Below are 23733 nucleotides of genomic sequence, written 5' to 3'. Positions count from 1 at the left end.
TCTGGAGGAACCGAGCAGTGTCCCCCCGTGACGAACTCGTCGACTATCTCCGTCGTCAGCTGGTGGGGCCCGCCCGGGGCCCGGAGGAGGTGCTCGACGCGCCGCCCGACCGGCAGTACCTCATGGGCACCCTCTATCCGCAGGACGCCGATCTGCAGCGGCGGTTGACGGAGGCGGCCGAAGTGCTGGACGGCCCCGGCACGGAGAACGACGCCGAGGACACCGCACCCGCGACCGATCCGATCCCCGAGTCGAATTCCTGGCTCCCGTCGTCGCTCGGGTTCAGCTTCTACACCGACGCCCCGACCGTGGAGGTCAGTTGTGGCGCGGCCCGCTACGAGACGGAGCAGGGCGAGCGCGGGCGCCGGTGGCGGCGCGTCGCGCTTCCCGACGAGACCGTCACCCCGGCCCCGGACGCCGAGCGGATGACCGTTCTCGACGGCCGGGCGGAGATCCGGTTGCGACGCCGCCGGTTCGGTACCGGGCACCTGGTCACCGTGGCGCTGGTGAACACGGCGCGCACGGGGCCCGCCGCGGCCGGGCCCGGGCGGGGGCGGCCGACGCAGTGGGACCGGATGCTGTTCCAGGTCCGTCTGGAGGCCCGTCCGGTGGGCGGTGACGTCCTGCAGTACCCGAGTGTGCGTCTCGCCAGCCGTGACCCGGAGGAGCAGGAGCTCCGGCTCCAGTACCGCCATGTCCGTGCCCATGCGGTCGGCCACGGCTGTTCGGTCACCGAGGTGTACGAGGAGGGCCGGGTCACCGGTCTGCGGGCCGCGGTGATGCCGGAGGCGGAGGTGCCCGCCACCAGGGCCGCCGGCCCGCTCGGGCTTCCCGTCCTGCGCGTGCTCCACCTCGCCGACCCCGACGTGCCGGTCGACCGGGTGCGCGAGGAGTTGCTGGCCTTCGTGGACGGGTACCGCCAGTGGTACCTGGAGCAGCGGAACACGGAGGTCCCCGCCTGGGGCCGCGAGGCCGCCGACCGCATTCTGGACCGCGTCGGGGCGGTGGTCGAGCGCATCGCCTCGGGGGTGCGGACCCTGTGCGACCCCGACCGCCCCGAGCTGTTGGCCGCGTTCCGCACGGCCAACCGGGCCATGGCGCTGCAGATGCGGCATTCGGCGTCCGACCAGGCCGGTGGGCGCCGGGCGCGCCGGGAGGCGACCGCCCATGAGCCGGCCCCGTCGCCCGAGGCGATGTGGCGTCCGTTCCAGCTGGCCTTCTTCCTGCTCTCCCTGGACGGGGTCGCCGATCCGTCGCACCCGGACCGGGACACGGCCGATCTGATCTGGTTCCCGACCGGTGGTGGCAAGACGGAGGCGTACCTCCTGCTCGCGGCGTTCGTGATGGTCCTGCGCCGCGGCGATCCGCGCGGCGGGGGCACCGCCGTGCTGAGCCGCTACACGCTGAGCCTGCTGACCACCCAGCAGTTCCAGCGTGCCGCCACGACGGTCTGCGCCCTGGAGAAGCTCCGCCGCGAGGACCCTGCCACCCTCGGCGCCGAGCCGTTCTCCATCGGTCTGTGGGTGGGGGAGGCGACCTCGCCGAACACGTACAAGGCGGCGGTCGACGCCTTCGACGACGTGCGCGCCGCGGCCCGGCCCGAGGACGTGTTCATCCTGGACCGGTGCCCGTGGTGCGGGACCCGGATGGTGCCCGAGCGGAAGTCCCCGGACATCGGCGACTACGGGATACGGGCGAAGGCCGACTCGTTCGCGTTCCACTGTCCCCGTGACTCGTGCGCCTTCCACGACGAGCTGCCGGTGGCCGTCGTGGACGAGCACCTGTACGACCGGCCGCCGACGTTCGTCCTCGGTACGGTCGACAAGTTCGCGCGCCTGGCCTGGGAGCCGAGGTCGGGGCGGCTGTTCGGAGCCGGGTCCGACCGGCTGCCGCCCTCCCTGGTCATCCAGGACGAGCTGCACCTGCTGACCGGCCCGCTGGGTACGACCGTGGGCCTGTACGAGTCGGCGGTGCTGGGGCTGTGCACCCGGGACGGGGTCGGCCCGAAGGTGGTGGCCTCCACGGCGACGATCCGCCGCTCCGGCGAGCAGGTACGCGGACTGTACGGGCGTGACGTGCAGCTCTTCCCGCCGGCCGGGCTCGACGCGCGTCATTCCTACTTCGCCGAGCCGGACGTCTCGCGCCCGGGACGCCGCTATGTGGGCGTGATGGCGCAGGGGCACACCGCGGGTCGTGCCTCCGTCGCGACGGCCGCCGCCATGCTCCAGGGTGCGTGGGAGCTTCCCGAGGAGAGCCGCGACGCCTACTGGACACTCGTCGCGTACCACCACAGCCTCCGCGAGCTGGGCCGCACCGTCACGGCCGCGGCGGACGACATCCCCGCCCAGCTGGCCGGGCTGGACGGCGGGCGGGGTACGAGGGAGCTGATCGACCATCAGGTACAGGAGCTGACGAGCAATCTGCCCCGCGCCGAGCAGCCCGTGCTGCTCGACCGACTGGAGAAGCCGTGCACCGATCCCGATTCCGTGTCCTTCCTCCCCTGCACGAACATGCTGTCGGTCGGGGTCGACGTGAAGCGGCTCTCCCTGATGCTGATGCTGGGGCAGCCCAAGACCACCGCCGAGTACATCCAGGCGACCAGCCGGGTGGGCCGTCACTCGGTGCCGGGCCTGGTCGTGACGTTCTTCAACGCGACCCGCCCCCGGGACCGTTCGCACTACGAGACGTTCGACGTCTACCACCGGGCGCTGTACCGGAACGTCGAGCCGACCAGTGTCACCCCGTGGTCCGCGCCGTCGCGGCGCCGGGCGTTGCACGCCGCGCTCGTGATCCTCGTGCGTCATGGTCTCGGTCTGTCCGCCGAGAACCGGGCGGGCGACGTCCTCGACCATCTGCCGGCGGCGGCCGCGGTCGCCGAGGAGCTGGCCCTGCGGGCGGCGGCCGGTGACCCGGGGGCGGCGTCGGCCGTCCGCGAGGAGCTGGAGGACCTGTTGTCCGCGTGGCAGGAGCTGGCGCTGGACGCCCGCAAGGAGGGCAAGGAGCTGTACTACCGCGGTCAGGGCAAGGGGCAGATGAACCTGTTGAAGAACTTCGAGGAGTACGGGGGTCTCTGGGAGACCCCGCACTCGATGCGGAACGTCGACCGGGAGTGTCAGGTGACGGTGAAGGGGGCGGAGCTGTGAGCAGGCGTCTTCTGGTGCGGCAGGCCCAGACGGTGCTGCCGTTCGGGGTCGGGGCCGTCTTCGACGTCCAGGGCGAGTCGTTCGTGGCGACGGGCATCGGCGACTGGCCCCGAAAGCGGCAGGAGGTCGAGTCGCCGCGGCTGGCCTCCCGGCTCGGGGTGAGCGCGTTCTACGCCGCCCCGCCCGCGGCGGACGGCCGGTTCGACCGGCCGGACGCGGCGGGCGCCCCGTACATCAGGTTCCCGTCGTGGCTGTTCTGCGGTGCGTGCCGCCGTATGATCCGCTGGCGCATCGCCGACGAGAAGGCGGGCGTCCCGCCGCGCTGCCCGAGCTGCTCGCCCGTGCGCAAGCTCGCGCCGATGCGGTTCGTGCAGATCTGCGCGGGCGGCCATCTCGGTGATGTCGACTGGTGGTTCTGGACGCACTCCCGGCTGGATCCCGCCGCCCGGCAGTCCTGCGACACCCGTGACCGGCTGCGGTTCAACGTGTCCGAACGCGCCACGGGCCTGGAGGCCCTGTCCGTCGTGTGCACCGCGAAGGGCTGCGGGGCCGGCCGTGATCTGCTCGATGTCCTCGGCACCCATGGGATGCGGTGCTCCGGGCGGAATCCCTGGCAGCGGCGCGCCGAGGCGGCGGACTGCACCAGGCCCGTCCAGGTGGTGCAGCGCACCGCGGGCAATCTGTACTACCCGGTGGTCAGTTCCGCCCTCGACATCCCGGAGAGCGACGCCCCCGCCGCCGTCACCGACGAGGCCCTGGCCGAACGGGTGCGTTCCAGTGACATGTGGGTGCCGCTGTGCCGGGCTCACGGCGGGCCCGCCGAGGACGCCTTCCGCGGCCTGCTCAAGGACGAGACCGGTGCCGACGACGCGCTGCTGGACGTGTTGCTGGCCGAGGAGACGGGTGGTGCTCCCCCGCCGCCGGCCCCGGTGGCCGGTGCCGGGGGCGAGCCGGCCGCCCCGGAGCTGAGCCGGGAGGAATGGGCGGCCTTCATGTCGCCCGCGCCCCCGGCGACCCGTGACTTCGCCGTCCGTGAGGGCGAACTCGGTCTCGGTCAGGAGGACGCCGAGCCCTGGGTCTCGCTGCGGGAGCGCTTCGGCCGTGTCGTTCTCGCCGACCGGCTCCGCGAGGTACGGGCCCTCCAGGGGTTCCGCCGGGTCTCCCCCACGTCGGCCTTCGTACCCGCGGACACCGCCCGCCGCCTGCGTTGGCTCCCCGCCGTCGAGGTGTTCGGGGAAGGGCTCTTCCTCACGCTGGACAAGGACGCGCTCACGAAGTGGGAGGACGACGACCGGGTACGCCGACGGGTGGCCGGTCTGCGCACCGACCTCGGCCGCTCGTTCCAGCAGGACCGGCTGGGCACGGTGACGGGCGCCGAGCTCTCCCCGCGTTTCGTTCTGCTGCACACACTGGGGCACCTCCTCATCCGGCAGTTGTCGTTCGAGTCCGGCTACTCGACGGCGAGTCTGCGGGAGCGCGTGTACGCACGGCCCGAGCACGACCAGTACGGCGTCCTCGTGTACACGGCGGCGGGGAACGCGGAAGGCACCCTCGGCGGTCTCGTCCGGCAGGGCGAACCGCCCAGGCTCGCGGAGACCCTGCTGCGGATGACGGAGGCGGCGGCCTGGTGCTCGGCCGACCCGCTGTGCGCGGAACACAGCGGTCAGGGCTTCGACAACCTCAACCGTGCGGCCTGTCACGCCTGTGCACTGCTGCCGGAGACCAGTTGCGAGACGGGCAACACGCTGCTCGACCGCGCGCTGGTCGTGGGCGGGGACCAGGTGCCCGGCTACTTCGAGTCCGTGGTGGACCGGGCCCGTTCGGCCGCCGCCGCGGCCGTGGAAGGGCGGCCCCGGTGACCCTCACGTATCTCGATCTCGCTCCCGGCCAGCGGGAGTCGCTCGACGCGCTGCCGTTCGACGGCAACCATGTGGTCGACGGTCCGCCCGGCAGCGGCAAGAGCCTACTGGCCGCCCAGCGGAGTGTGATGCTCGCCCTGACCGGCGGACCGGTCGTACTGCTGACCCGGTCCAACCTGCTGCGGCAGTCCCTCGCCCCGCTGGTCGCCGCGCTCGGCCCGGAGCAGGACGGTGTGGTGGTCGCCACCGCACACTCCTGGCTGTCCCAGTGGTACCGCAGCGGCGCGGGCACCGACCCGACCCGGACGGACACGGGCTGGTTCGAGTGGGGCGAGTTCTTCCACCAGGCGGCCGTGGCCCGGACGCCGCCCGGTTTCTCCGTCGTGGTCGACGAGGGACAGGACCTCCCGCCGGACTTCTACCGCTTCTGCCGGGTGCTGGGGGCGCGGACGACCGTCTACGCCGACGAGTGCCAGCGCCTGACCGATACGCAGTCGACGCTGGCGGAGATCACCAAGGCGCTCGGGACCGGTGCCCCGCACCGGCTGGACGGCAACCACCGCAACACCCGGCAGATAGCCGGACTGGCCGCCTGTTTCCGTCTCGGACCGGACGCCCCCGGACTTCCGCGCCGCGAGGGCCCGCTGCCGCGTCTGCATCGGCTGTCCGGCCCCGGCACGCTCGTCGACCTGCTCGTCGGTACGGTCGAGCGGCATCCCGGGCGGAGCGTCGGGGTGATCCTGAACTCCGTCCGGGACCAGCAGGACCTCCTCACCCGGCTGTCGCGGCGGTCCCCGGGGCTCAAGCCGCAGATGTACACCTCGCAGGCGACCGGCGGCCGGTACCGGAACCTCGATCTCGGGCGTCCGGGCATCGTGATCGTGAACCGGGCGAGCGCCAAGGGCCTCGGCTTCGACCACGTGGTGGTCCCCGACACGCACGTGGACGCGGCCACCGACCCGACGTCCGCCGCCCTGCGCATGGCCTACTACGTCCTGGTCACGCGCGCCCGCACCGAACTGCACCTCGGGTACGAGGGAACGGACGAGCCGCCGATCCTGGCACCGATCCCCCGCCAGCTGCTCTCCCGCGGATGACGCACCGGCCCGGCCCCGGCTCGTCGTCGCGCCGCGGCCCATGCCACCGGACCCACCGCTCCACCCCGTGGTGGTGGGTCCGGCAACCGTGCTGATTGACTGTCACGGCCGGTCGGGTGGCCGACAGGGCTCCCCGGGACGGGCCGGGCGGACGAGGGACGAGGGGTGTACGGATGGAGCGCGGTCGGACCGGGTGGATTCGGGTGCCGGTGGGGGACGACGCGGTGCGGTGGACGACGCGGAAGAAGTGCCTGCGGGTCCTCGTCGTCGTGCACAACGTGACCTCCGCGACGCGGCTGCTCGACGTACTGCCCCTGTTCGACGACGACCTGCGCGTCCAGCTGCTGGCGACCTGCACGGGCTCCTCCGCGTTCGCGGCCGGAACGGCCGAGCTGCTGGCCGACGTCGGGGTGCCGGTGCTGCCGTGGGAGCAGGCGGCCGAAACGGATGCGGACCTGGTGATATCGGCCAGCTTCGGTGGTCGACTGGACGTGTTTCCCGGGAAGTTGATCATCCTTTCGCACGGCGTTGGATACACTAAAAGGCTGGCAACACCGGACACCGGACACCGGACACCGGACACCGGACACCGGGCCGAGGGCAGGGGCGGTGCGGTGCCCGCGCCCGTTTTCGGGCTCGCGCCGGAGTGGTTGCTGTCGCGGGGCAGGCCCGTCGCGGACGCGCTCGTCCTCTCCCACCCCGAACAGCACGACCGGCTGCGCCTCGCCTGCCCGGAGGCGGCGCCGACCGCCGTGCTCGCCGGGGACCCCTGTTTCGACCGCGTGCTCGCCGCACGGCCCCGCCGCGAACGCTTCCGCCGCGCGCTGGGGGTACGGTCCGGACAGCGGCTCGTCCTGCTCAACTCGACCTGGAACTCCGACTCCCTCTTCGGTGACGGCGTGGAAGGCGGGGGCGGCGGCGGCGACGTGGTCGCCGCGCTGCTGGACCGGATCGCGGACGAGTTCCCCGTGGACGAGTTCCGGTTCGCGGTCGTGCTGCACCCCAACATCTGGCACGGACACGGCCCCGGTCAGATCCGCGCCTGGCTCGATCGGGCGCGCCGCGCCGGGCTGACACTGGTCGATCCGCTGAAGGGATGGCGGCAGGCCCTGCTGGCCGCCGACGCCGTGATCGGCGACCACGGTTCCGTCACCTACTACGCGGCCGCCCTCGGCACACCCGTACTCCTGGCCTCCGCTCCGCTGGACGCACTCGACCCGGACGCGCCGATCTCCTCGTTCATGCGGGAGGCCCCGAAGCTCGACCCCGACGCGCCGCTCGCCCCGCAGCTCGCGGAACTCGTCGGCCGGCACCGGCCGTTGCCCGGCCCCGCCGAGTTCACCACCTCCGTGCCGGGTGAGTCCGCGGTACGGCTGCGGAGGCTCTTCTACTCGATGATGGGCGAGCCGGAGCCCGACCGGCCGGCTTCGCTGACACCGCTCCCGCTGCCCGACCACGAGACGGCGACGGTCACCGTCCCGCTGCGGGTCCGGTCGCGGGTCCTGGGGCCGGGAGAGGTGGCGATCAGCCGGTGGGCGGGCTCCCGGCCGCCGACCGGACCGGAGGAGGGCGGGGAACTGCACATCGCGGTGCACGAGGACACCCGTGACGTGGACCGGCTGGACCTAGCCGACGTCGTCTTCCGCGACGGGGCGCCCGACGACCCCCGCTTCGGGTCCCCGTCGGTCTGGACGGCCGAGGTGCTCCGCCGCCATCGGGACTGCTCCCTGGCGGCCTATGTCACCGGGCCGTCCACGTGCGTGGTGCGGATGCGCGGCGAGGAACCGCTGCGGTTGACCGCAGTGCCCGCCGCCGGTGCGGAGGACGTCAGCACCGCGGACCCCGCCACGGATCCCTCCGCGTACGCCTCCGCCCTGTACGCCTGGCTCTCCGTGGACGGTCACGACGCGGCCACTGCCCACGCGCGGCTGGCACGGGTGGTGACCGACGGGCTCGTGCTGCGTACGGGCGACCGGGTCCAGCACGTGCGGGTCGCTCCCCTGACGCCGTCGGATCCGGGGAGTTGAGGACCGGCCCCGGGCCTACGACGTCACGCAGCGGTCCCGCATGAGTCGCAGATGCGAGAGGTGGTACTCCGCCCGCTGGCCGTCGAGCGTCGTGATCGCCGCCTCGATCAGCGGGAGCGCCGCCTCGGTGTTCTCCTCGTCCAGCCAGGTCTCGGCGAGATCCGTGAGCGTCCGGGCCGTGTTGTACGTGTCGCCGCCCGACCCCTCGCCCGGCCGGAAGTACGACAGCGCGGTCTCCAGTCGCCGCCGGGCCTCCTCCCGCCGTCCCAGCCCGCGCAGCGCCCGGCCGCGATGGCGTTCCAGCAGGGCCTCGGCACGCGGCACGTCGTCCGCCCCCTCGTCCTGGGCGCCCATGGTGCCCAGGATGCCGCCGGCCTCCTCGAAGCAGTCGTACGCCTCCTGGTACCGCCACTGGCGCAGCCTCAGCAGTCCCAGGAACTCGACGGCCGAGGCGTGGCCCCGCTTGTGGCCCGCCGATTCCTCGGCGCGCGCCGCCGCCCGCGCCGCCGCCTCGGCCTCCTCCCAGCGTCCCGTCTCGGTGAGGGAGTGCGCGAGTTGCGCCTGGAGTGCCCCGGCGTCGGGGCCGTCGGAAAAGCGGGAGCCGGAAAGACGGGCGTCGGCCAGGCGTGCCCCGGTCCGGAGGGCCGGCAGCAGCATCTCGTGGTGGCCCGCCTTGAGCTGGAGCGGCCACAGCGCACGGCACAGGCGTACAGCGGTGTCCGGGGCGTCGGACTCCTCGGCGCACCGCACCGCCTCGACCAGGTTGCCCGCTTCCACGAGCAGCGCGCCAAGGGCGGCGCCCCGGTCCTCGTACCGCTGCCCGGTCCGGTCCCCGGGCGGCGCCGGGACGCGCCAGCTCTCCGGGAGCGCCTGGTGGGCGGCCGATGCCGCCAGGTCGGCGTACCCGGTCAGCGTGCGGCCGAGGGCGGCCGAGCACGCGGCGATGCCGTCCTCGCGGATCGCTGCCGCCTCGGCGTGGGCGCGGACCCCGGGACGGTAGTGGTAGCGGCCGGTTCCGCTTCCGTGGTGTTCCAGGAGCATCCGGTCCGCGAGGTCCTCCAGGCGTTCCGCCGTGGCCGCGGGGGCCTCGCCGGTGGTCCGTGCGGCGATCGCGGCGTCGAAGGCGGGCCAGCCGCGCAGCGCCATCAGCCGGTACAGCCGCGCGGTCTCCGGTGCCAGCAGCCGGTAGTTGTCCTCGGCGGCCCCGCGTACCGGGTCGCCGTCCGTCCCGGCACTGCGCGGCGGAAGCGTGGGGGCGGAGAGCTGGCGGGCGGCGGCCCGCAGGGCGTACGGCGAACCGCCGCAGCGGGCGAGCAGCGAGGGGAGCGTGGCGCGGGCGGCGGCGACGGTGGACTTGTCGGTGATGTCGGTGAGCAGGCGCACCGCGTCCTTGTCCGTGAGCGGGCCGACGGGCACGCGCACGGCGTCGATGGCGGGGAAGGGATTGCGGGCGACCATGATGGTGAACACGCCGGGGGCCGAGGTGAGGAACGGCCGCACCTGCGAGGCGGAGTAGGCGTGGTCGAGCACGACCAGGAGCCTGAGGTCCGCCACCCGATGGCGGAAGAACTCGCCGAGCTGCTCGGTGGCGGGCGGCATCTCCTCGTCCGGCACTCCCAGTTGACGGAGCAGCACTCGCAGCACGGTTCCGGAGTCGCGGACGCCGCTCGTCCCGCCGCCGCCCAGGTCGGCGTAGATCCGGCCGTCCGGGAAGAGCCGGGCGGACTGTGCGCCGTAGTGCACGGCGAGGGTGCTGGACCCCATGCCGTCCGGGCCGTGCACCAGCGCGACCCTGGGCCTCCCGTCCGCGCGCCGGGTCGCCTCCCGCTGGAGTTGCCTCATCGCCTCCTTGCGGTCGGTGAAGAACCTTATGGAGGCGGGAAGATGCGACCGCACCGACCTGGCCGGGCCCGGTCCGCCGCCCACCCTCGACGCGAACGAACGCCAGGAGGCCGCGAGTTGCGGGTCCGTACGGACCCGTTCGTGCACCATACGGGCCACGTCGTCCCGCTCGTCCTGCGCCGCGGGGGCCGGGACCTCCCGGCCGACGATCCTCCGTACGACGCCACCGGTCGACTCCCAGGCCCACTTGCCGGCCTCGTTGGCCATCCCCGAGCCGACCGCGCCGAGTACCGCCGAGATCGCCGCCACCGAAGTGGGATCCAGCATGTCGCGCACTCCTCGTTCCCGGCGTTCCGCGCGGTGCGCCCTCCCCGGCACCGTCGCTGCCGCCGTGCGGATCAACGTTAGCGTCCAGTGGGTCGATATCCCCCGGGCATCGCGATGATGATCGTCGGGAGTCCGAATCCGACCGCCTCCCCGACTGCCCGAATGCCGGCCTTTCGCGGCACTCCCGGTGGAATCGGCGCATACGGCCCTCCCGGTGTTGCCGGTCCATCGGCGAGGCCGGCCGACGTCCCCGCTCCGGCGGCCCCGGCCGGTGCGGGGAACGGCTCCGGTTGTGTTCGGCGGAGTGTCAGTCCCGTTGGATATCCTGACGGTTGTTCCAGGTCATCACGGCGTGCCCTGTCGGCCGTCCGCCGCGGGCCCACGGCCGTCGAGGGGAGAAGCCGTGCAGGGAGCAGCCGCATACCGGGGGTCGGCCAGGAAGGCCGAGCGGGCCTGGCAACAGGCAATGGCCCTGTTCCACCAGGGCGACATGGTCGCCGCGGCCGAGCAGTTCTCCCTCGCCACGACGCACGATCCGTTCGCCGCCGACGCCTGGCTGGGGTTGCACGCGACCGGGCAGCGCCAGAAGGAGGCGCTGGACGGCATGCTCCGCAGCTCCGGTTCGTTCGGCGCGCTGCGCGCCAAGTTCGGGATGCCGCTCCGTTCCCGGTTCCAGCTCGGCCACTACGTCACCTTCAGGCTGGAGAACGCCCGCGATCTCTGGGTGGCCGCCCAGGCGGCACTGCTGGACGCGGGCCGGCTCGACGAGGCGTGGGCCGGGCTCTCATCGGCGCAACTGGACTGCGACGAGACCCGTTTCGTCTGCACCCGGTACGCCTTTCTCAAGGAGGACTGGGCGCTGGTGCTGCGGTTCGCGCCGGGGATCCAGGACGCGTTCCTGTACGACGAGGCCCAGCTGTACGTCGGCGCCTCGCTGTTCGCCCAGGGGGTCTGCCACGAGTCCCTGAACGTGCTGGCGGAGCTGCCGAAGAAGCTGGAGGCCGGGAGCCGTTTCGACGCCGAGGTCAAGTACTTCATGGGACGTTCCCTGGAGTCGCTGGGCCGGGCGGACGAGGCGCTGAAGCGGTATCAGTACGCGTTCCGGTGCGCTCCGGGCCTCTTCGACGTGGACGTGCGCGCCCAGGCGCGTTCCAGTGCGCCGACGGCCGCATCGGTGGCCGAGGTGTCCTCCCCCACCGCCCCTTCCTCCGGCCCTGCTCCCTCGCCCTCACCCGCGCCCTCGACCTCTGCGGGGACGACCGCCCCGCCCGCCGCTTCGAGCACCGCAGCGAGTTCCGGGCAGGGCGACGGGGGCGAGGACGGGCTGTCGCAGGAGGAGCGGGACCGGCTGCTCGCCGAGGCGCAGCAGGCTCTCGACGACATGATCGGGCTGGAGCCGGTGAAGCGGCAGGTCCTCACGATGATCGCGCAGTTGCGCATGGCGGCGTTGCGGGAGGAGCAGGGGCTGCCGAGCGGTGCCCGACCCCGGCACTTCGTCTTCGCGGGCCCTCCCGGCACCGGGAAGACCACCGTCGCCCGCATCATCGGCAAGGTGTTCGCCGGGCTGGGGCTGTTGAAGTCCGGTCATGTCGTGGAGGCCCAGCGTGTCGATCTCGTCGGGCAGCACCTCGGGTCCACCGCCATCAAGACCAGCAAGGTCATCGACTCCGCCCTGAACGGTGTGCTGTTCATCGACGAGGCGTACGCCCTGTCCAACAGCGGGTACAGCGGTGGCGACGCGTTCGGCGACGAGGCGCTCCAGGTGCTCCTGAAGCGGGCCGAGGACGACCGGGACCGGCTCGTCGTCGTGCTCGCCGGGTACCGCGAGGAGATGACCGGGCTGCTCGCCGCCAACCCGGGCCTGGTGTCCAGGTTCAACACCCGGGTCGACTTCCCCTCGTACTCCGCGCCGGAGCTGCTCCTGATCGCCCGGTCCGTCCTGGCCGGTCAGGGCGACGAACCCGACGAGGCGGCCACGGCCGCGCTGGGCGCCATCTTCGCCTCCGCCGTGGACGGCGGCATGGGCGACACCCTGGGCAATGCCCGATTCGCGCGCGAGCTCTGCCAGAAGGCCGCCGCGCAACGGGACCTGCGGCTGTACGCCGAGCACGCGACGGGCACGACGCCCACCCGGGAGGAAATCGTCACCGTGCTCGCCCCGGACGTGGCGGCGGCCCATCAGGAGCTCATGGAGTCCCACGGGGGCCCTGCGGCATGAGAATGCCCGACCTGCGGCCTGGAGCACGGCCGGTCACGGGTCCGTCCGACCTCCGGGCCCCATTCGTACCGTTGCGGAAAGACTCCCGGCACCTGACGTCTACCCACGGGTAACTACCCCTGCTTTGATGGGCGGCACCACTTCCCCCTCCCGCACCAGGAGTACCTGTGCCGCATTCAGCGATCCGCCGTGTCTCCGGCGCGACTCTGGCCGCCGCACTCGCCGCGGCGGCACTGGCCGCCAACGCTCCGCAGGCATCGGCGGCGGACGCCCCGCCGCTGCGCGTCCTGACGTACAACACGTTCCTCTTCAGCAAGAACCTCTATCCGAACTGGGGTCAGGACCACCGCGCGGCCGAGATACCGAAGACATCGTTCTTCCAGGGCAATGACGTCGTCGTCCTCCAGGAGGCGTTCGACAACTCCTCATCCGACGCGCTGCTGAACAACGCCTCCGCCCAGTACCCCTACCGGACGCCGGTGGTGGGCCGGAGCAAGAGCGGCTGGGACGCGACCGGCGGGGCGTACTCGGCCCTCACTCCGGAGGACGGGGGTGTCACCGTGCTCAGCAAGTGGCCCATCGTCCGCAAGGAGCAGTACGTCTACAAGGACGCCTGCGGCAGCGACAGCTGGTCCAACAAGGGCTTCGCCTATGCCGAGTTGAACGTCGACGGGGCGCGGGTGCACGTGGTGGGCACCCACACGCAGTCGACCGATCCCGGCTGCGGCGCGGGCGAGGCCGCCGCCAAGCGCAGCCTGCAGTTCAAGGAGCTCGACGCCTTCCTCGACGCCAAGAACATTCCGGCGTCCGAACAGGTCGTCGTGGCCGGGGACTTCAATGTGGACTTCCACTCCTCCGAGTACTCCTCGATGCTCACCGACGCCGGACTGACCCGGGCCTCGGCGCGCACCGGACACCCGTACTCCTTCGACACGCGGGACAACTCGATCGCCGCCGACCGCTACCCCGACGATCCCCGGGAGGACCTCGACCACGTCCTGTACCGCGCCGGGCACGCGCAGCCGTCCGGGTGGACGAACGAGGTGGTGAAGGAGCGGAGCGCGCCCTGGACCGTCAGCAGTTGGGGCAAGAGCTACACGTACACCAACCTCTCCGACCACTACCCGGTGATCGCGTCGGCGCGGTAGCCCCGACAGCGGGGGCAGAGGAGCGGGGCGTCGTGCCGGCGGCGTACCGTCCCCGCTCCACGACCGGCACACCGCCCCCGGTGACCGGAAAGGCCTCTGACGAGCTCATCTACGATCGTTCCGTGTGCGCACATGTCATAGTCGCCGAAGACGACGAGAAACAGGCCGAGCTCGTCCGCCGCTATCTGGAGCACGAGGGCCACACGGTCGGGGTCGTCGGTGACGGCCTCGCGGCCCTCGCCGAGGTCCGGCACCGGGAACCCGATCTGCTGGTGCTCGATGTGATGATGCCGCGGGCCGACGGCCTGGACGTGGTACGGGTGCTGCGCGCCGAGCACCGGGAGGTGCCGGTGCTGATGCTGACGGCCCGCAGCACCGAGGACGATCTGCTGCTGGGTCTGGACCTCGGCGCGGACGACTACATGACGAAGCCGTACAGCCCGCGCGAACTGATGGCCCGGGTGCGAACCCTGCTGCGCCGCAGCCGACGGGGTTCGGCGGGGGCCGCCGAACCCGTCGCGGACCGGGTGCTGCGGGTCGGCACGCTGGCGGTCGACCCCGACCGGCACGAGGTGTCGGTCGGGGATCTGGCCGTGGAGTGCACGCCCGGTGAGTTCCGGATCCTCGCCGCCATGGCGGCCGAGCCCGAGCGGGTCTTCACCCGGCAGCGGCTCCTGGAGGAACTGCACGGCTTCGACCGGTACGTCAGCTTCCGCACCGTCGACGTGCACATCATGAACCTGCGCAAGAAGATCGAACCCGCTCCTCGTCGGCCGGCCCGGCTGCTCACCGTCTTCGGGGTCGGCTACAAGCTGACGGACCCGGCGAAGAAGGCTTCGCGTGCGTCGTCGTGACCGGGGGAGGCGCGACCCCGCCGTCCGTCGTGACCGGCAGCGGGCGCGACTGCCGCTGCGCAAGAGCCTGTTCGGCCGGTTGCTGACGGTGTCCGCGCTGGTGGCCGCCTGTTCGGTGGTCGCCACCGCCTGGATCGCCGTGCAGACCACCTCCGGTGCCATCAAGCAGGAGCAGGGCCAGAACCTCACCGCCGACGCCCGGATCTACAACACCCTGCTCGGGTACGCGGCGAGCCATCCCACATGGGAGGGTGTCGAGGACACCGTCCGCGAGCTGGCCCGCCAGTCGGGCCGCAGGATCGCGCTCACCACCGAGCAACGACGGCCCCTCGCCGACTCCGTCGACTCCGCCGACCGGCCGTCGCCGCCCGCACTGCCGCACCGGGCGTCGGCGATCGTGGACCCCCTATCCGTGGACACGGCCCTGTCCCGGGCCGTCGACCGGCCGGGTGCCGCGGCCGACCGGGTGGATCCGCGCGCGGTGGGCCCGTTCCTGCTGCCCCCGGCCGAACGCACGGCCCTGCGGCGGGCCGCCGACCGGAGCGTGGCGTGCCTGAACGGGCTCGGGGTCGCGGCGGACGTGGTCCGGAGCCCGAGCGGGCGCCCGAGCATCCAGATCGTGGGCAATGCCCCGGACCGGGCGCAGGACTCCCGGTGCGCGTCCGAGGAACTGAACGAGCCCACGGCCACCGAGCAAAAGGCCCTGGACGCGCTCAACCGGCTCGCCAACGCCTGCCTCGAACGTCAGGGCCGTACCGGCATCCACCTCAATCCGGACCTGTCCTGGGGCGGCGGGTACGCGGCCCCCAGGGCCGTCCTCGTCCCGTCGCCCGCGCCCAGCGTCCGGACCGGCGAGGACGACCGGGCCGCCGCCTCCTGCGTGGGTACGGCCCGCCGCGAGCAGCTCAGTTCCTACGTGGCCTCGCCCGCGCTGCTGTTCATCGGGGACGAGGGCGGCACGACCGTTCCCGGCTTCGACCTCTCCCCGGCGAACACGGCGAAGATCGCGGGCGCGGCGGCCCTCGTCCTGGCACTCACCGTCGGCGCCACGGTCCTCGCCGGCTCCCGGCTCGTACGGCCACTGCACGCGCTCACCGGTGCCGCGCAGCGGATGCGGGACGGCGAGGACTCCGTACCGGTGCTGGTCACCGACGACAACGAGATCGGCCGTCTCGCCGCCGCGTTCAACGACATGGCGGACCACCGCACGCGTCTGGAGGCCCAGCGCAAGGACATGGTCAGTGATGTCGCCCATGAGCTGCGCACGCCGCTGAGCAACATCCGGGGCTGGCTGGAGGCCGCGCAGGACGGGCTGGCGGAGCCCGATCCGGCGTTCATCTCCTCGCTCCACACCGAGGCCGTGCAGTTGCAGCACATCATCGACGACCTCCAGGACCTGGCCGCGGCCGATGCGGGCGCGCTGCGGCTGCACCCCGAACCGGTACGCGTCGAGGACGTCCTGGCGCAGGTGGTCGCGGCGCATCAGGCGCGGGCCGAGACGGCGGGGGTCGCGCTCTCGGCACTGTCCGTCCAAGCGGAACAAGCTCAGTCGGCGGCCGACACCCCCGCCCCCGTGCTGTGGGCCGACCCCGTACGGCTGCGTCAGGCCATCGGCAACCTGGTCTCCAACGCCGTGCGCCACACCCCGGCGGGCGGGCGCGTAACGGTACGCGCGTACGGCTCCGGGGCATCGGGGGACGGGACGCCACCGGCCGACATGGCGTCTGCGAACGGGACGCCAACGGCCAGGGCATCGGCGGACGGGACGGGGCACGGCGTCGTGGTCGTCGAGGTCGCCGACACGGGCAGCGGCATCTCGGCCGAGAACCTGCCGCACGTCTTCGACCGCTTCTGGCGCGCCGAGAAGTCGCGCAGCCGCCGTACCGGCGGCAGCGGGCTGGGGCTGGCGATCGTACGGAAGCTGACGGAGGCGCACGGGGGTTCGGTGGGCGCGGAGAGCGTCGAGGGCGAGGGCTCGGTGTTCACGCTCCGGCTGCCGACGGGCCCGACGGGTCCGACGAACAAGGCGTCGGACAGGGCGTCGGAGGGCATGGGCCGAGGCTGATGCGATGACCACAACGTTCTGACAGCTTCTTCATAACTTCACGCCAGCCTGTCGGCATGCCTCGCGCCCGGGGCGAACCGGACTCCGGGCGCCACCGAGGCCGACCTGGAATGGAGTTCTGCCCCCATGCCCAACCGTCTGTCCCTGCGCACCGCCGTTCTCGCCGCCGTCGCGGTGGGCGCGGTGCTCGTGCCGTCCGCCTCGGCCTTCGCCGACCCCACCCCCTCCCCGTCGACCCCGGTCGTCGAGCTGTCCGCCGCGGCCCGCGCCGGTGAGTCCTCCAGCGCTCCCGTCACGGAGGCGCAGCCGTCCGTGCTGCCCCGTGGGGGCGTGGCCGCCGGTGACAGCCCCTCGCCTGCCCCCGCGGTGGCCGAGGACGGTTCCAAGAGGAGGAACCTCGCTCCGCGCGGAGGCGTCGACGCGGGCGAGCGCATCGCCGGAACCCCGGGCGACAACACCACCGCGATCGCCGGTTCGGCCACCGCCGCGCTCCTGCTCGCCGGAGCGGGCACCGTCGTACTGCGCCGCCGCTCGGCCGCACAGCGCAACGGCTGACCCACCGCCCCCGCGGCCCGGGAGGCCGACCGGTCGCCGAGGCGGCCCGGGAGGCCCACCGCCGTCGTCCGTGTTCCGTGGCGCCGTCCGTTGCCGGGCGGCGCCACTGCCGATCCCCGCCCAGACCTGGAGCCCCCATGTCCCGTACGCCGCTCCCGCTCCGACGCGCCGCGCTTCCCGCGCTCGTCTGCCTCGCCCTCGTCCTCACCGGCTGTTCCTCGGACACCGCGGACGGCAGCGGCGCGAGCACCCGATCCGACGCCCCGGAACGGACCGGACCGAAGCCGGAGAAGACCGAGCCGAAAAAGGTCGAGGAAGCCGGAAAGTCCGGAGGTTCCCGTTCCGCGGCTGCCGCCCCCGTCCGCATCAGCATCCCCTCGCTCGGGATCGACAGCGAGCTGATGCGCCTCGGCCTCAACCGGGACGGCACCGTCGAGGTCCCGCCCGCCGAGAAGGGCATGACCGCCGGCTGGTACACGGGTGGCGCCGTTCCCGGCGAGCCCGGTGCCGCGGTCGTCATCGGGCACAACGACACCCGGTTCGGGAAGGCCGTCTTCCACGACCTGAAGAAGATCGACAAGGGCGCCGAGATCGCGATCCACAACGACCGGGGCGCCGAACTCCGCTTCAGGGTCACCGGCACCGAGACCGTCAGCAAGAAGGCGTTCCCGACCGAGAAGGTCTACGGCCCCACCAACACCCGCACCCTGCGCCTCATCACCTGCGACGGCGCCTTCGACGACCGGGGACACCCGGTGGACAACCTGATCGTGTACGCGAACCGGAGCTGAGGAAAGCCGCACTGTCCTGATCCAGGGCCGCGCGGTCCCGCCGACTGCTAATTTCACAACGATCAGGTGCAGTTCCCGGCGGAGGAATCCGCCGGGTTCGGAAGGCGGGCTACGGACATGCAGATCTCTCAGATCCTGGACAAGGTCGACGCGGGCGACATCGCCCTGCCGGAGTTCCAGCGCGGCTATGTATGGACCCGCGACCAAGTACGCGGTTTCTTCCAGTCGTTGTACCGCGGCTACCCGATCGGCGGCTTCCTCACCTGGAGCACCAAGGCCGAGACGGCCGACACACGCGGCGGCGCGACCGGCAAGGACGGCACCATTCAGCTCCTGCTGGACGGCCAGCAGCGGGTGACCACCCTGTACGGCGTGACCCGCGGCCGGCCGCCCCGATTCTTCGAGGGCAATCCCTCGACGCTGACCGGGCTGCACTTCAATCTCGAAACGGAGTCCTTCGAGTTCTACGCGCCGGGGAAGATGAAGGGCAATCCCCACTGGATCGACGTATCGGCACTGTTCCAGGACGGTCTGGGCAGCCAACTGCTTGCCGTCGCACAACTCGCGGGGCAGGACGCGGCGTTGCAGGGGAAGTTCATCGAGCGGCTCAACCGGATCACACAGATCAATGACCGCGCCGTCCACGTCGACGAGGTCACCGGTGCGGACAAGACCATCGATGTCGTCGTGGACATCTTCAACCGCGTGAACTCGGGTGGGACCAAGCTCTCCAAGGGCGACCTGGCGCTGGCCGCCATCTGCGCGACCTGGCCGGCCGCGCGGCCCACCATGAACGAGGCGTTGGACAACTGGTCGGAGGCCGGGTTCGACTTCAAGCTCGACTGGCTGCTGCGCAACGTCAATGCCGTACTCACCGGCGAGGCACAGTTCTCGAAGCTCGCGGATGTCGATGTGGCACTGTTCCGCACCGGTCTGAAAGAGACCGTCGACTCCGTCTCGTACCTTCTGAACGCACTCGGCGGGCGTCTCGGGCTCGATCACGGACGGGTTCTGAACGGCAGGGCCGCGTTTCCGGTCATGAGCCGTCTGCTCCACCACCACGGTGGCCGGTTCCCGGATGCCATGACCCGCGACCGCCTCTTCCACTGGTACGTCCACAGTTTCCTGTGGGGCCGCCACACCGGAGCCACCGAGACCGCCCTCAACCAGGATCTGCAAGCGCTCGACGACGGTGGCGTCGACCAGCTGATCGACGTGCTGCGCCGCAGCCGGGGCGGTCAGCTCACGGTCCGGCCCGACGACTTCGTCGGCTCCAGCATGGGTTCCCGCTTCTACCCTCTTCTCTACCTGCTGACGCGGGTGCACGGGGCCCAGGACTTCGTCAGCGGCGTGCCCCTGCGGGACGGCATGCTGGGCCGTCTCAGCGCCCTCCAGGTGCACCACATCTTCCCCAAAGCGCGCCTGTACGAGCACGGGTACAGCCGCGCCGAAGTGAACGCCGTGGCCAACTTCTGCTTCCTGACCCAGGACACGAACCTGCGGATCGGGGCGAAGAACCCGGCGGAGTACCTGGAGGAGGTCGAGACCCTCATGCCGGGCGCGCTGGCGACGCAGTGGATCCCCATGGACCGGGAACTGTGGCGGATCGAGAACTACCCGGACTTCCAGGCTGCCCGCCGCGCGCTACTGGCCGATGCCGCCAACGACTTCCTCCAGGCGCTCCACGACGGCCCTTCGTCGGTGGAGCTCCAGACCTCGGTCGCTCTCCCCGCCCCGCGGACGTCCGTACCGGTGACCGACTCGGACGACGAGGAGATCCCGGGCCTGTCCGCTCTGCTGTCGGAGCTCGCTGAGGCGGACCTGGCGGCGCCGGAACTGGACAGCGAGGTGAGCGACCCCCGTACGGGAGCCGCCATCACCGTCGCCGCCGCCTACTGGCCCCAGGGCCTCCAAGGAGAGGTCGGCGTGCCCGTGGTCCTCGCCCCGGACACCACGCCCCGGGAGCAGGCCGCGCTGGAAGCCGGCGACTACCGCGTGTTCCACAGCACGGATGCCCTCCGCCGCTTCATCGACAACGCGCGCGCGGAACAGGCGGCGGTCTGAACGGACAGCGGGTGCGTCCGCACGAGCACCCGTTCCGCGCCACGCCGCGGGTGCGGTCCGGCGTCTACTGGCCGCGGATCCGGCGCCCGGCTTCGGTACCGGGGTAGAGGATCGCGTCGGCGACCCGGCCGCCGGAGTCCTTCACGCCGCCGCTGAAGTTGAGGCGGCCGGTCGCACCGGACTTCGCTGCCACACCGTCCCAGTAACGGGCCTCGCGCTCCCACCGGATGTCGGAGAGCAGCCGGTTCAGTTCGTCGGTTCCCAGGGCGTTCACCGGGTCGGCCCACGGCGTGGTGTGGTGCACGGCGATTCCCAGGCCCGCCAGCACGGCCGGTGCGGTGAGGGCGCTGCGTGAGACGAAGTGCTCGCTGCGGTCGGCGATCAGGCGGGCCAGCAGCGGCACGACGTTCTGCTCGACCTGCTCGGCGCCCGCCCCCGCGGGCAGTTCGTCCTCGTGGACCGTCTCCGCCGAGCGGGACAGCCCGCCGCGTCCGTAGATCGCCGTGATCACGAGTGCCCGGAGCGCGGACAGGGTGATGACCTCGGTGTCGGTCTTTCCCACCTGCCGCTTGCTGGCGTTGACGAGCTTGGTGAACGGCACGAGCCTGCCGTCGACGTCGACCTTGACGGCTTCGGCGACGCGGTGTGCGAGGCGGGTGGCGAAGTCCCGCTGGTCCATGGACATGGCCAGGTTCTTCGCCACGGCGACGCCCTGCACGTTGCGGTCGTAGAAGATCTGCCGCGCATCGGCCACGGTCAGGTCCACGTACAGCTCGAACGGCACGCGCACCTGGGCGAGTTCGGCGTACGTGAGCCCGTACCGCTCGGGATCGTCGTACAGCTCGTGCCATGCGGTCGTCTGCGTCTCGCCGTCGATGGCGACCACGGACGTGCCCGGCGTGATGGTCAGGGTCCGCAGCCCGGTGCCGGGCAGCAGTTCGTCGCTGAGCGCGGCGAGCGGTCCGGCGTGCCAGAAGGTGATCGGCGGGGTGGACCAGCCGGCGCCCAGCTCACCCTTCACCCCGTCGGCGATGTACTCGGCGTACGAGCCGACGTTCTTCCCCTTCTGCGTGGACTTCAGCGCCCGCTGCACGAGCGCTCGCAGTTCGGCGTGGCGGCGCACGGCGCCGGACGCGGCCTTGAGCGTCTTCGTGTCCTCCTCGCGGCGGGGCGAGGGCACGAGCTGGACGAGCGTGGGTACGGACATGGTCCCGATCACGGCGTCCGCACGGAACGGCATGACGGTGAGCTGGGTTCCCTCGACGACGGCGGTCGGCATGGTGAGGCGCATGGCAGTTCCCCCAAGGAAGCGGTGAGGCGGCGGGCGGGCAGGCCGCAGGGATCGCTTGTCGTTCGGACGGCGACCGCCATCCGGAAGCAACACCAGATAAGCATTATCGTGAAAGCACTGTCAAACAGCTTGCGAGATTTGACGGCCGGTGTAGTTTGTTAACAGCTCCCTACCGAGAGACACAGGACTCGCGCCATGCCCCAGCCATCCGCACAGGTGACAGCCGCCGAGATCTCACGCATCGCGGGGGTCACACGCGCCACTGTCAGCAATTGGCGCCGACGTCACGACGACTTCCCCGCCCCTTCGGGAGGCACCGAGAGCAGCCCGCTGTACGACCTGCCGGCCGTGCGCGCCTGGCTGGACGCCCGGGGGCACACGGCAGCGGTCGGCCCGGTGGAGGAATTGCGCACCTTGCTGCTTCTGCACCCGCAGGGCAGTGGCAAAACAGCGCGCTTCCTCTCCTCCGTCCTCGCTGCCGCCCGTAGCGCGTCGGACGAGCTGACGGCCCTGACCGAGTTGCCGGACGTCGATCTCGCCGCCCGTGCGAACGGCACGGCCTCGACGCTCGCCAGGGTCGTACCCGGTGCGGAGACCGCCCGTTTCTCGGCCGGCGACGCCCCGGCGCTGCGGGCTCTGATCCGGTGCGTGCGTGACGAGGGCGGCGAAGCGACGCTGGACGTGCTGGCGGAACGGGAGCTGGAGGCAGGTGCCACCAGCGGCACCTACCGGACCCCCGCCCCGCTCGCGGATCTCGTTGCCCGACTGGTACCGGGTCCGCCGTCCCGCGTTCTCGACCCGGCCTGCGGCAGCGGAACGCTGCTCGCGGCGGTCGCCCGGCGGGGCGCGACGGAGCTGTACGGGCAGGACAGCGTGCCGGTCCAGGCCCGGCGCAGCGCGGTGGCCCTCATGCTGGCCGCCTCGGACGCGACGGTGACCGTCCGTACCGGCGACAGCCTCCGCGCCGACGCCTTCGGCGGGCTCGCCGTCGACGCCGTCCTGTGCAACCCGCCCTACGGCGACCGGGACTGGGGCCACGACAAGTTGGCCTATGACCCGCGCTGGGCGTACGGCGTACCGGCGCGCGCCGAGTCCGAGCTGGCCTGGGTCCAGCACGCACTCGCCCATCTCGTACCGGGCGGCCATGCCGTCCTGATCCTTCCGCCCGCCACCGCTTCCCGCGCCTCGGGCCGCCGCGTACGGATGGAACTGGTACGCAGCGGAGCCCTGCGCGCGGTCGTCGCCCTGCCTGCCGGAGCAGCGGCCCCGCTGCATGTGGGGCTGCAGATCTGGGTCCTGCAACGGCCGGAACCGAGCGGCCCGGAACGAAGATCCGTTCTCTTCGTCGATACGGTCGACACGTCCGAGGAGACCGGCATGGTGCGGGCCGCGGGCACGGCGGAGGCCGGTTCTCGCGGGGGCACCCGGGGCGGCGGCCGGGCTTCCCTGGACTGGCCCGCCCTGACGGACCGGGTGCTCACCGCGTGGGCAGCCTTCGCGGCCGCCCCGGACGAGTTCACCGACGAACCCGGTATCGCACGCGCGGTCCCGGTGGTCGAACTCATCGGCGACCTCGTCGACCTCTCTCCCGCCCGGCATGTACGTGTCTCCCGCACCGACATCGAACCGGCGGAGCTCGCCCGGGAAACGGACGACAGCCGCCTCCGCCTCGTCGCCGCCGCGGACTCGCTGAGCAGGGCGGCAGGTCATGTCGGCTGGCAGGCGGCCGGGCCGACGGCACGCGAGTGGCGTACGGCGACGGCGTCCGACCTGGCCCGGGGCGGCGCGCTCGCGCTGCTTCGTACGGCCCCCGATGCGAAGGAGCCCAAGGAGCCGCAGGGCACACCTTCCGTACCACCCGCCACCGCCGCCCTGACCGGCGAGGACATCGCGCGCGGCACCGGCCCGACCGGCGACCCGACCGGACTGCGCCCGGACTCCACCCCGGTGATCGCTGCGGGCGATGTGCTCGTCCGGTCGATCGCGGGCGGCAGCGGGCCGATGGTCCGGGTGGCGGCCGAGTCGGACGAGGGAGCACTCCTCGGCCGCCAGGTCCACCTCTTCCGGCCCGACCCCGCCCGGCTCGACCCTTGGTTCCTCGCGGGCTTCCTGGGCGCGGAGGAGAACCTCGCCGGCGCGTCGACCGGCAGCACGGTCCTGCACATCAGCCCGGGCCGGCTGCGCGTCCCCCTCCTGCCGCTGGAGGAACAGCGCCGATACGGGGAAGCGTTCCGCCACCTCCACGAGCTGCGGGCCCAGGCACGGCACGCGACGGAACTGGCCGAGCAGACGGCACGGCTACTGGCGGGCGGGCTGACGGGCGGCGGGCTGGTCCCGTCGCCGACCGACGCCGGGTCTCCCGTCCCGTCCGATTCGGCCTGAACGACACCACGGCCTTCACGCGTCCATCACACTTGTCCGAACCCGCTCCGCTTGGGGTGGGCGGGTCCGA

14 protein-coding genes are annotated in these 23733 nt (G+C 72.3%); 12 read left to right on the top strand and 2 right to left on the bottom strand.

Going from position 1 to position 23733, the window contains the following annotated elements; all coding sequences use genetic code 11:
* The first annotated feature begins 17 nt into the window (after positions 1-17).
* The 4 genes from OCT49_RS30335 to OCT49_RS30320 all read left to right on the top strand — a co-directional run bounded on the left by OCT49_RS30335 (position 18) and on the right by OCT49_RS30320 (position 8126).
* A complete protein-coding gene (locus OCT49_RS30335) occupies positions 18-3143 on the top strand; it encodes a helicase-related protein (RefSeq protein ID WP_283854992.1) in 3126 nt (1041 codons plus the stop codon).
* Positions 3140-5002 (top strand): MrfA Zn-binding domain-containing protein, encoded by a 1863-nt coding sequence (gene drmB / locus OCT49_RS30330; RefSeq protein WP_283854991.1) that lies wholly within the window; start codon positions 3140-3142, stop codon positions 5000-5002. The genes OCT49_RS30335 and drmB overlap by 4 nt, the downstream gene beginning before the upstream one ends.
* Complete coding sequence (locus tag OCT49_RS30325; RefSeq protein ID WP_283854990.1) at positions 4999-6099, top strand: DEAD/DEAH box helicase; 1101 nt, start codon at positions 4999-5001, stop codon at positions 6097-6099. Before drmB ends, OCT49_RS30325 begins: the two co-directional genes overlap by 4 nt.
* A gap of 173 nt (positions 6100-6272) precedes the next feature.
* A complete protein-coding gene (locus tag OCT49_RS30320; protein ID WP_283854989.1) occupies positions 6273-8126 on the top strand; it encodes a hypothetical protein in 1854 nt (617 codons plus the stop codon).
* 15 nt (positions 8127-8141) lie between these two features.
* Here OCT49_RS30320 and OCT49_RS30315 read toward each other — a convergent pair whose 3' ends face one another.
* Positions 8142-10295, bottom strand: coding sequence for an ATP-binding protein (locus OCT49_RS30315; RefSeq protein WP_283854988.1), 2154 nt, complete (start codon positions 10293-10295; stop codon positions 8142-8144).
* A 403-nt stretch (positions 10296-10698) separates the two neighbouring features.
* Here OCT49_RS30315 and OCT49_RS30310 point away from each other — a divergent pair, with 403 nt between their 5' ends.
* The 7 genes from OCT49_RS30310 to OCT49_RS30280 all read left to right on the top strand — a co-directional run bounded on the left by OCT49_RS30310 (position 10699) and on the right by OCT49_RS30280 (position 19990).
* Positions 10699-12513 (top strand): AAA family ATPase, encoded by a 1815-nt coding sequence (locus OCT49_RS30310; RefSeq protein WP_283854987.1) that lies wholly within the window; start codon positions 10699-10701, stop codon positions 12511-12513.
* Positions 12514-12680: 167 nt separating this feature from the next.
* Complete coding sequence (gene sph / locus OCT49_RS30305) at positions 12681-13661, top strand: sphingomyelin phosphodiesterase (protein WP_283854986.1); 981 nt, start codon at positions 12681-12683, stop codon at positions 13659-13661.
* A gap of 122 nt (positions 13662-13783) precedes the next feature.
* On the top strand, positions 13784-14515 hold the full coding sequence (locus OCT49_RS30300; RefSeq protein WP_283854985.1) for a response regulator transcription factor: 732 nt from the start codon (positions 13784-13786) through the stop codon (positions 14513-14515).
* On the top strand, positions 14502-16580 hold the full coding sequence (locus OCT49_RS30295; RefSeq protein ID WP_283854984.1) for a sensor histidine kinase: 2079 nt from the start codon (positions 14502-14504) through the stop codon (positions 16578-16580). Before OCT49_RS30300 ends, OCT49_RS30295 begins: the two co-directional genes overlap by 14 nt.
* Before the next feature lie 126 nt (positions 16581-16706).
* Positions 16707-17135, top strand: coding sequence for a hypothetical protein (locus OCT49_RS30290; protein ID WP_283854983.1), 429 nt, complete (start codon positions 16707-16709; stop codon positions 17133-17135).
* A gap of 137 nt (positions 17136-17272) precedes the next feature.
* Complete coding sequence (locus OCT49_RS30285) at positions 17273-17926, top strand: class F sortase (RefSeq protein ID WP_283854982.1); 654 nt, start codon at positions 17273-17275, stop codon at positions 17924-17926.
* Positions 17927-18043: 117 nt separating this feature from the next.
* The gene (locus OCT49_RS30280) at positions 18044-19990 is read left to right on the top strand and encodes a GmrSD restriction endonuclease domain-containing protein (RefSeq protein WP_283854981.1); all 1947 of its coding nucleotides are present in this window, start codon (positions 18044-18046) and stop codon (positions 19988-19990) included.
* Positions 19991-20054: 64 nt separating this feature from the next.
* Here OCT49_RS30280 and OCT49_RS30275 read toward each other — a convergent pair whose 3' ends face one another.
* Positions 20055-21281 (bottom strand): DNA sulfur modification protein DndB, encoded by a 1227-nt coding sequence (locus OCT49_RS30275; RefSeq protein ID WP_283854980.1) that lies wholly within the window; start codon positions 21279-21281, stop codon positions 20055-20057.
* Positions 21282-21476: 195 nt separating this feature from the next.
* Here OCT49_RS30275 and OCT49_RS30270 point away from each other — a divergent pair, with 195 nt between their 5' ends.
* On the top strand, positions 21477-23663 hold the full coding sequence (locus OCT49_RS30270) for an N-6 DNA methylase (RefSeq protein ID WP_283854979.1): 2187 nt from the start codon (positions 21477-21479) through the stop codon (positions 23661-23663).
* Positions 23664-23733: the final 70 nt, after the last annotated feature.

It is taken from the genome of Streptomyces sp. ML-6, assembly GCF_030116705.1.
Lineage (GTDB): Bacteria > Actinomycetota > Actinomycetes > Streptomycetales > Streptomycetaceae > Streptomyces.
This window is presented reverse-complemented; position numbering and strand designations above follow the sequence as displayed.

What these genes read in the sequence shown, in the direction of transcription:
- OCT49_RS30320 (WP_283854989.1), top strand. Translation starts at nt 6,273, where the DNA reads ATGGAGCGCGGTCGGACCGGGTGGATTCGGGTGCCGGTGGGGGACGAC.
- OCT49_RS30315 (WP_283854988.1), bottom strand. Translation starts at nt 10,295, where the DNA reads ATGCTGGATCCCACTTCGGTGGCGGCGATCTCGGCGGTACTCGGCGCG.
- OCT49_RS30285 (WP_283854982.1), top strand. Translation starts at nt 17,273, where the DNA reads ATGTCCCGTACGCCGCTCCCGCTCCGACGCGCCGCGCTTCCCGCGCTC.
- OCT49_RS30280 (WP_283854981.1), top strand. Translation starts at nt 18,044, where the DNA reads ATGCAGATCTCTCAGATCCTGGACAAGGTCGACGCGGGCGACATCGCC.
- OCT49_RS30270 (WP_283854979.1), top strand. Translation starts at nt 21,477, where the DNA reads ATGCCCCAGCCATCCGCACAGGTGACAGCCGCCGAGATCTCACGCATC.
- OCT49_RS30290 (WP_283854983.1), top strand. Translation starts at nt 16,707, where the DNA reads ATGCCCAACCGTCTGTCCCTGCGCACCGCCGTTCTCGCCGCCGTCGCG.
- OCT49_RS30275 (WP_283854980.1), bottom strand. Translation starts at nt 21,281, where the DNA reads ATGCGCCTCACCATGCCGACCGCCGTCGTCGAGGGAACCCAGCTCACC.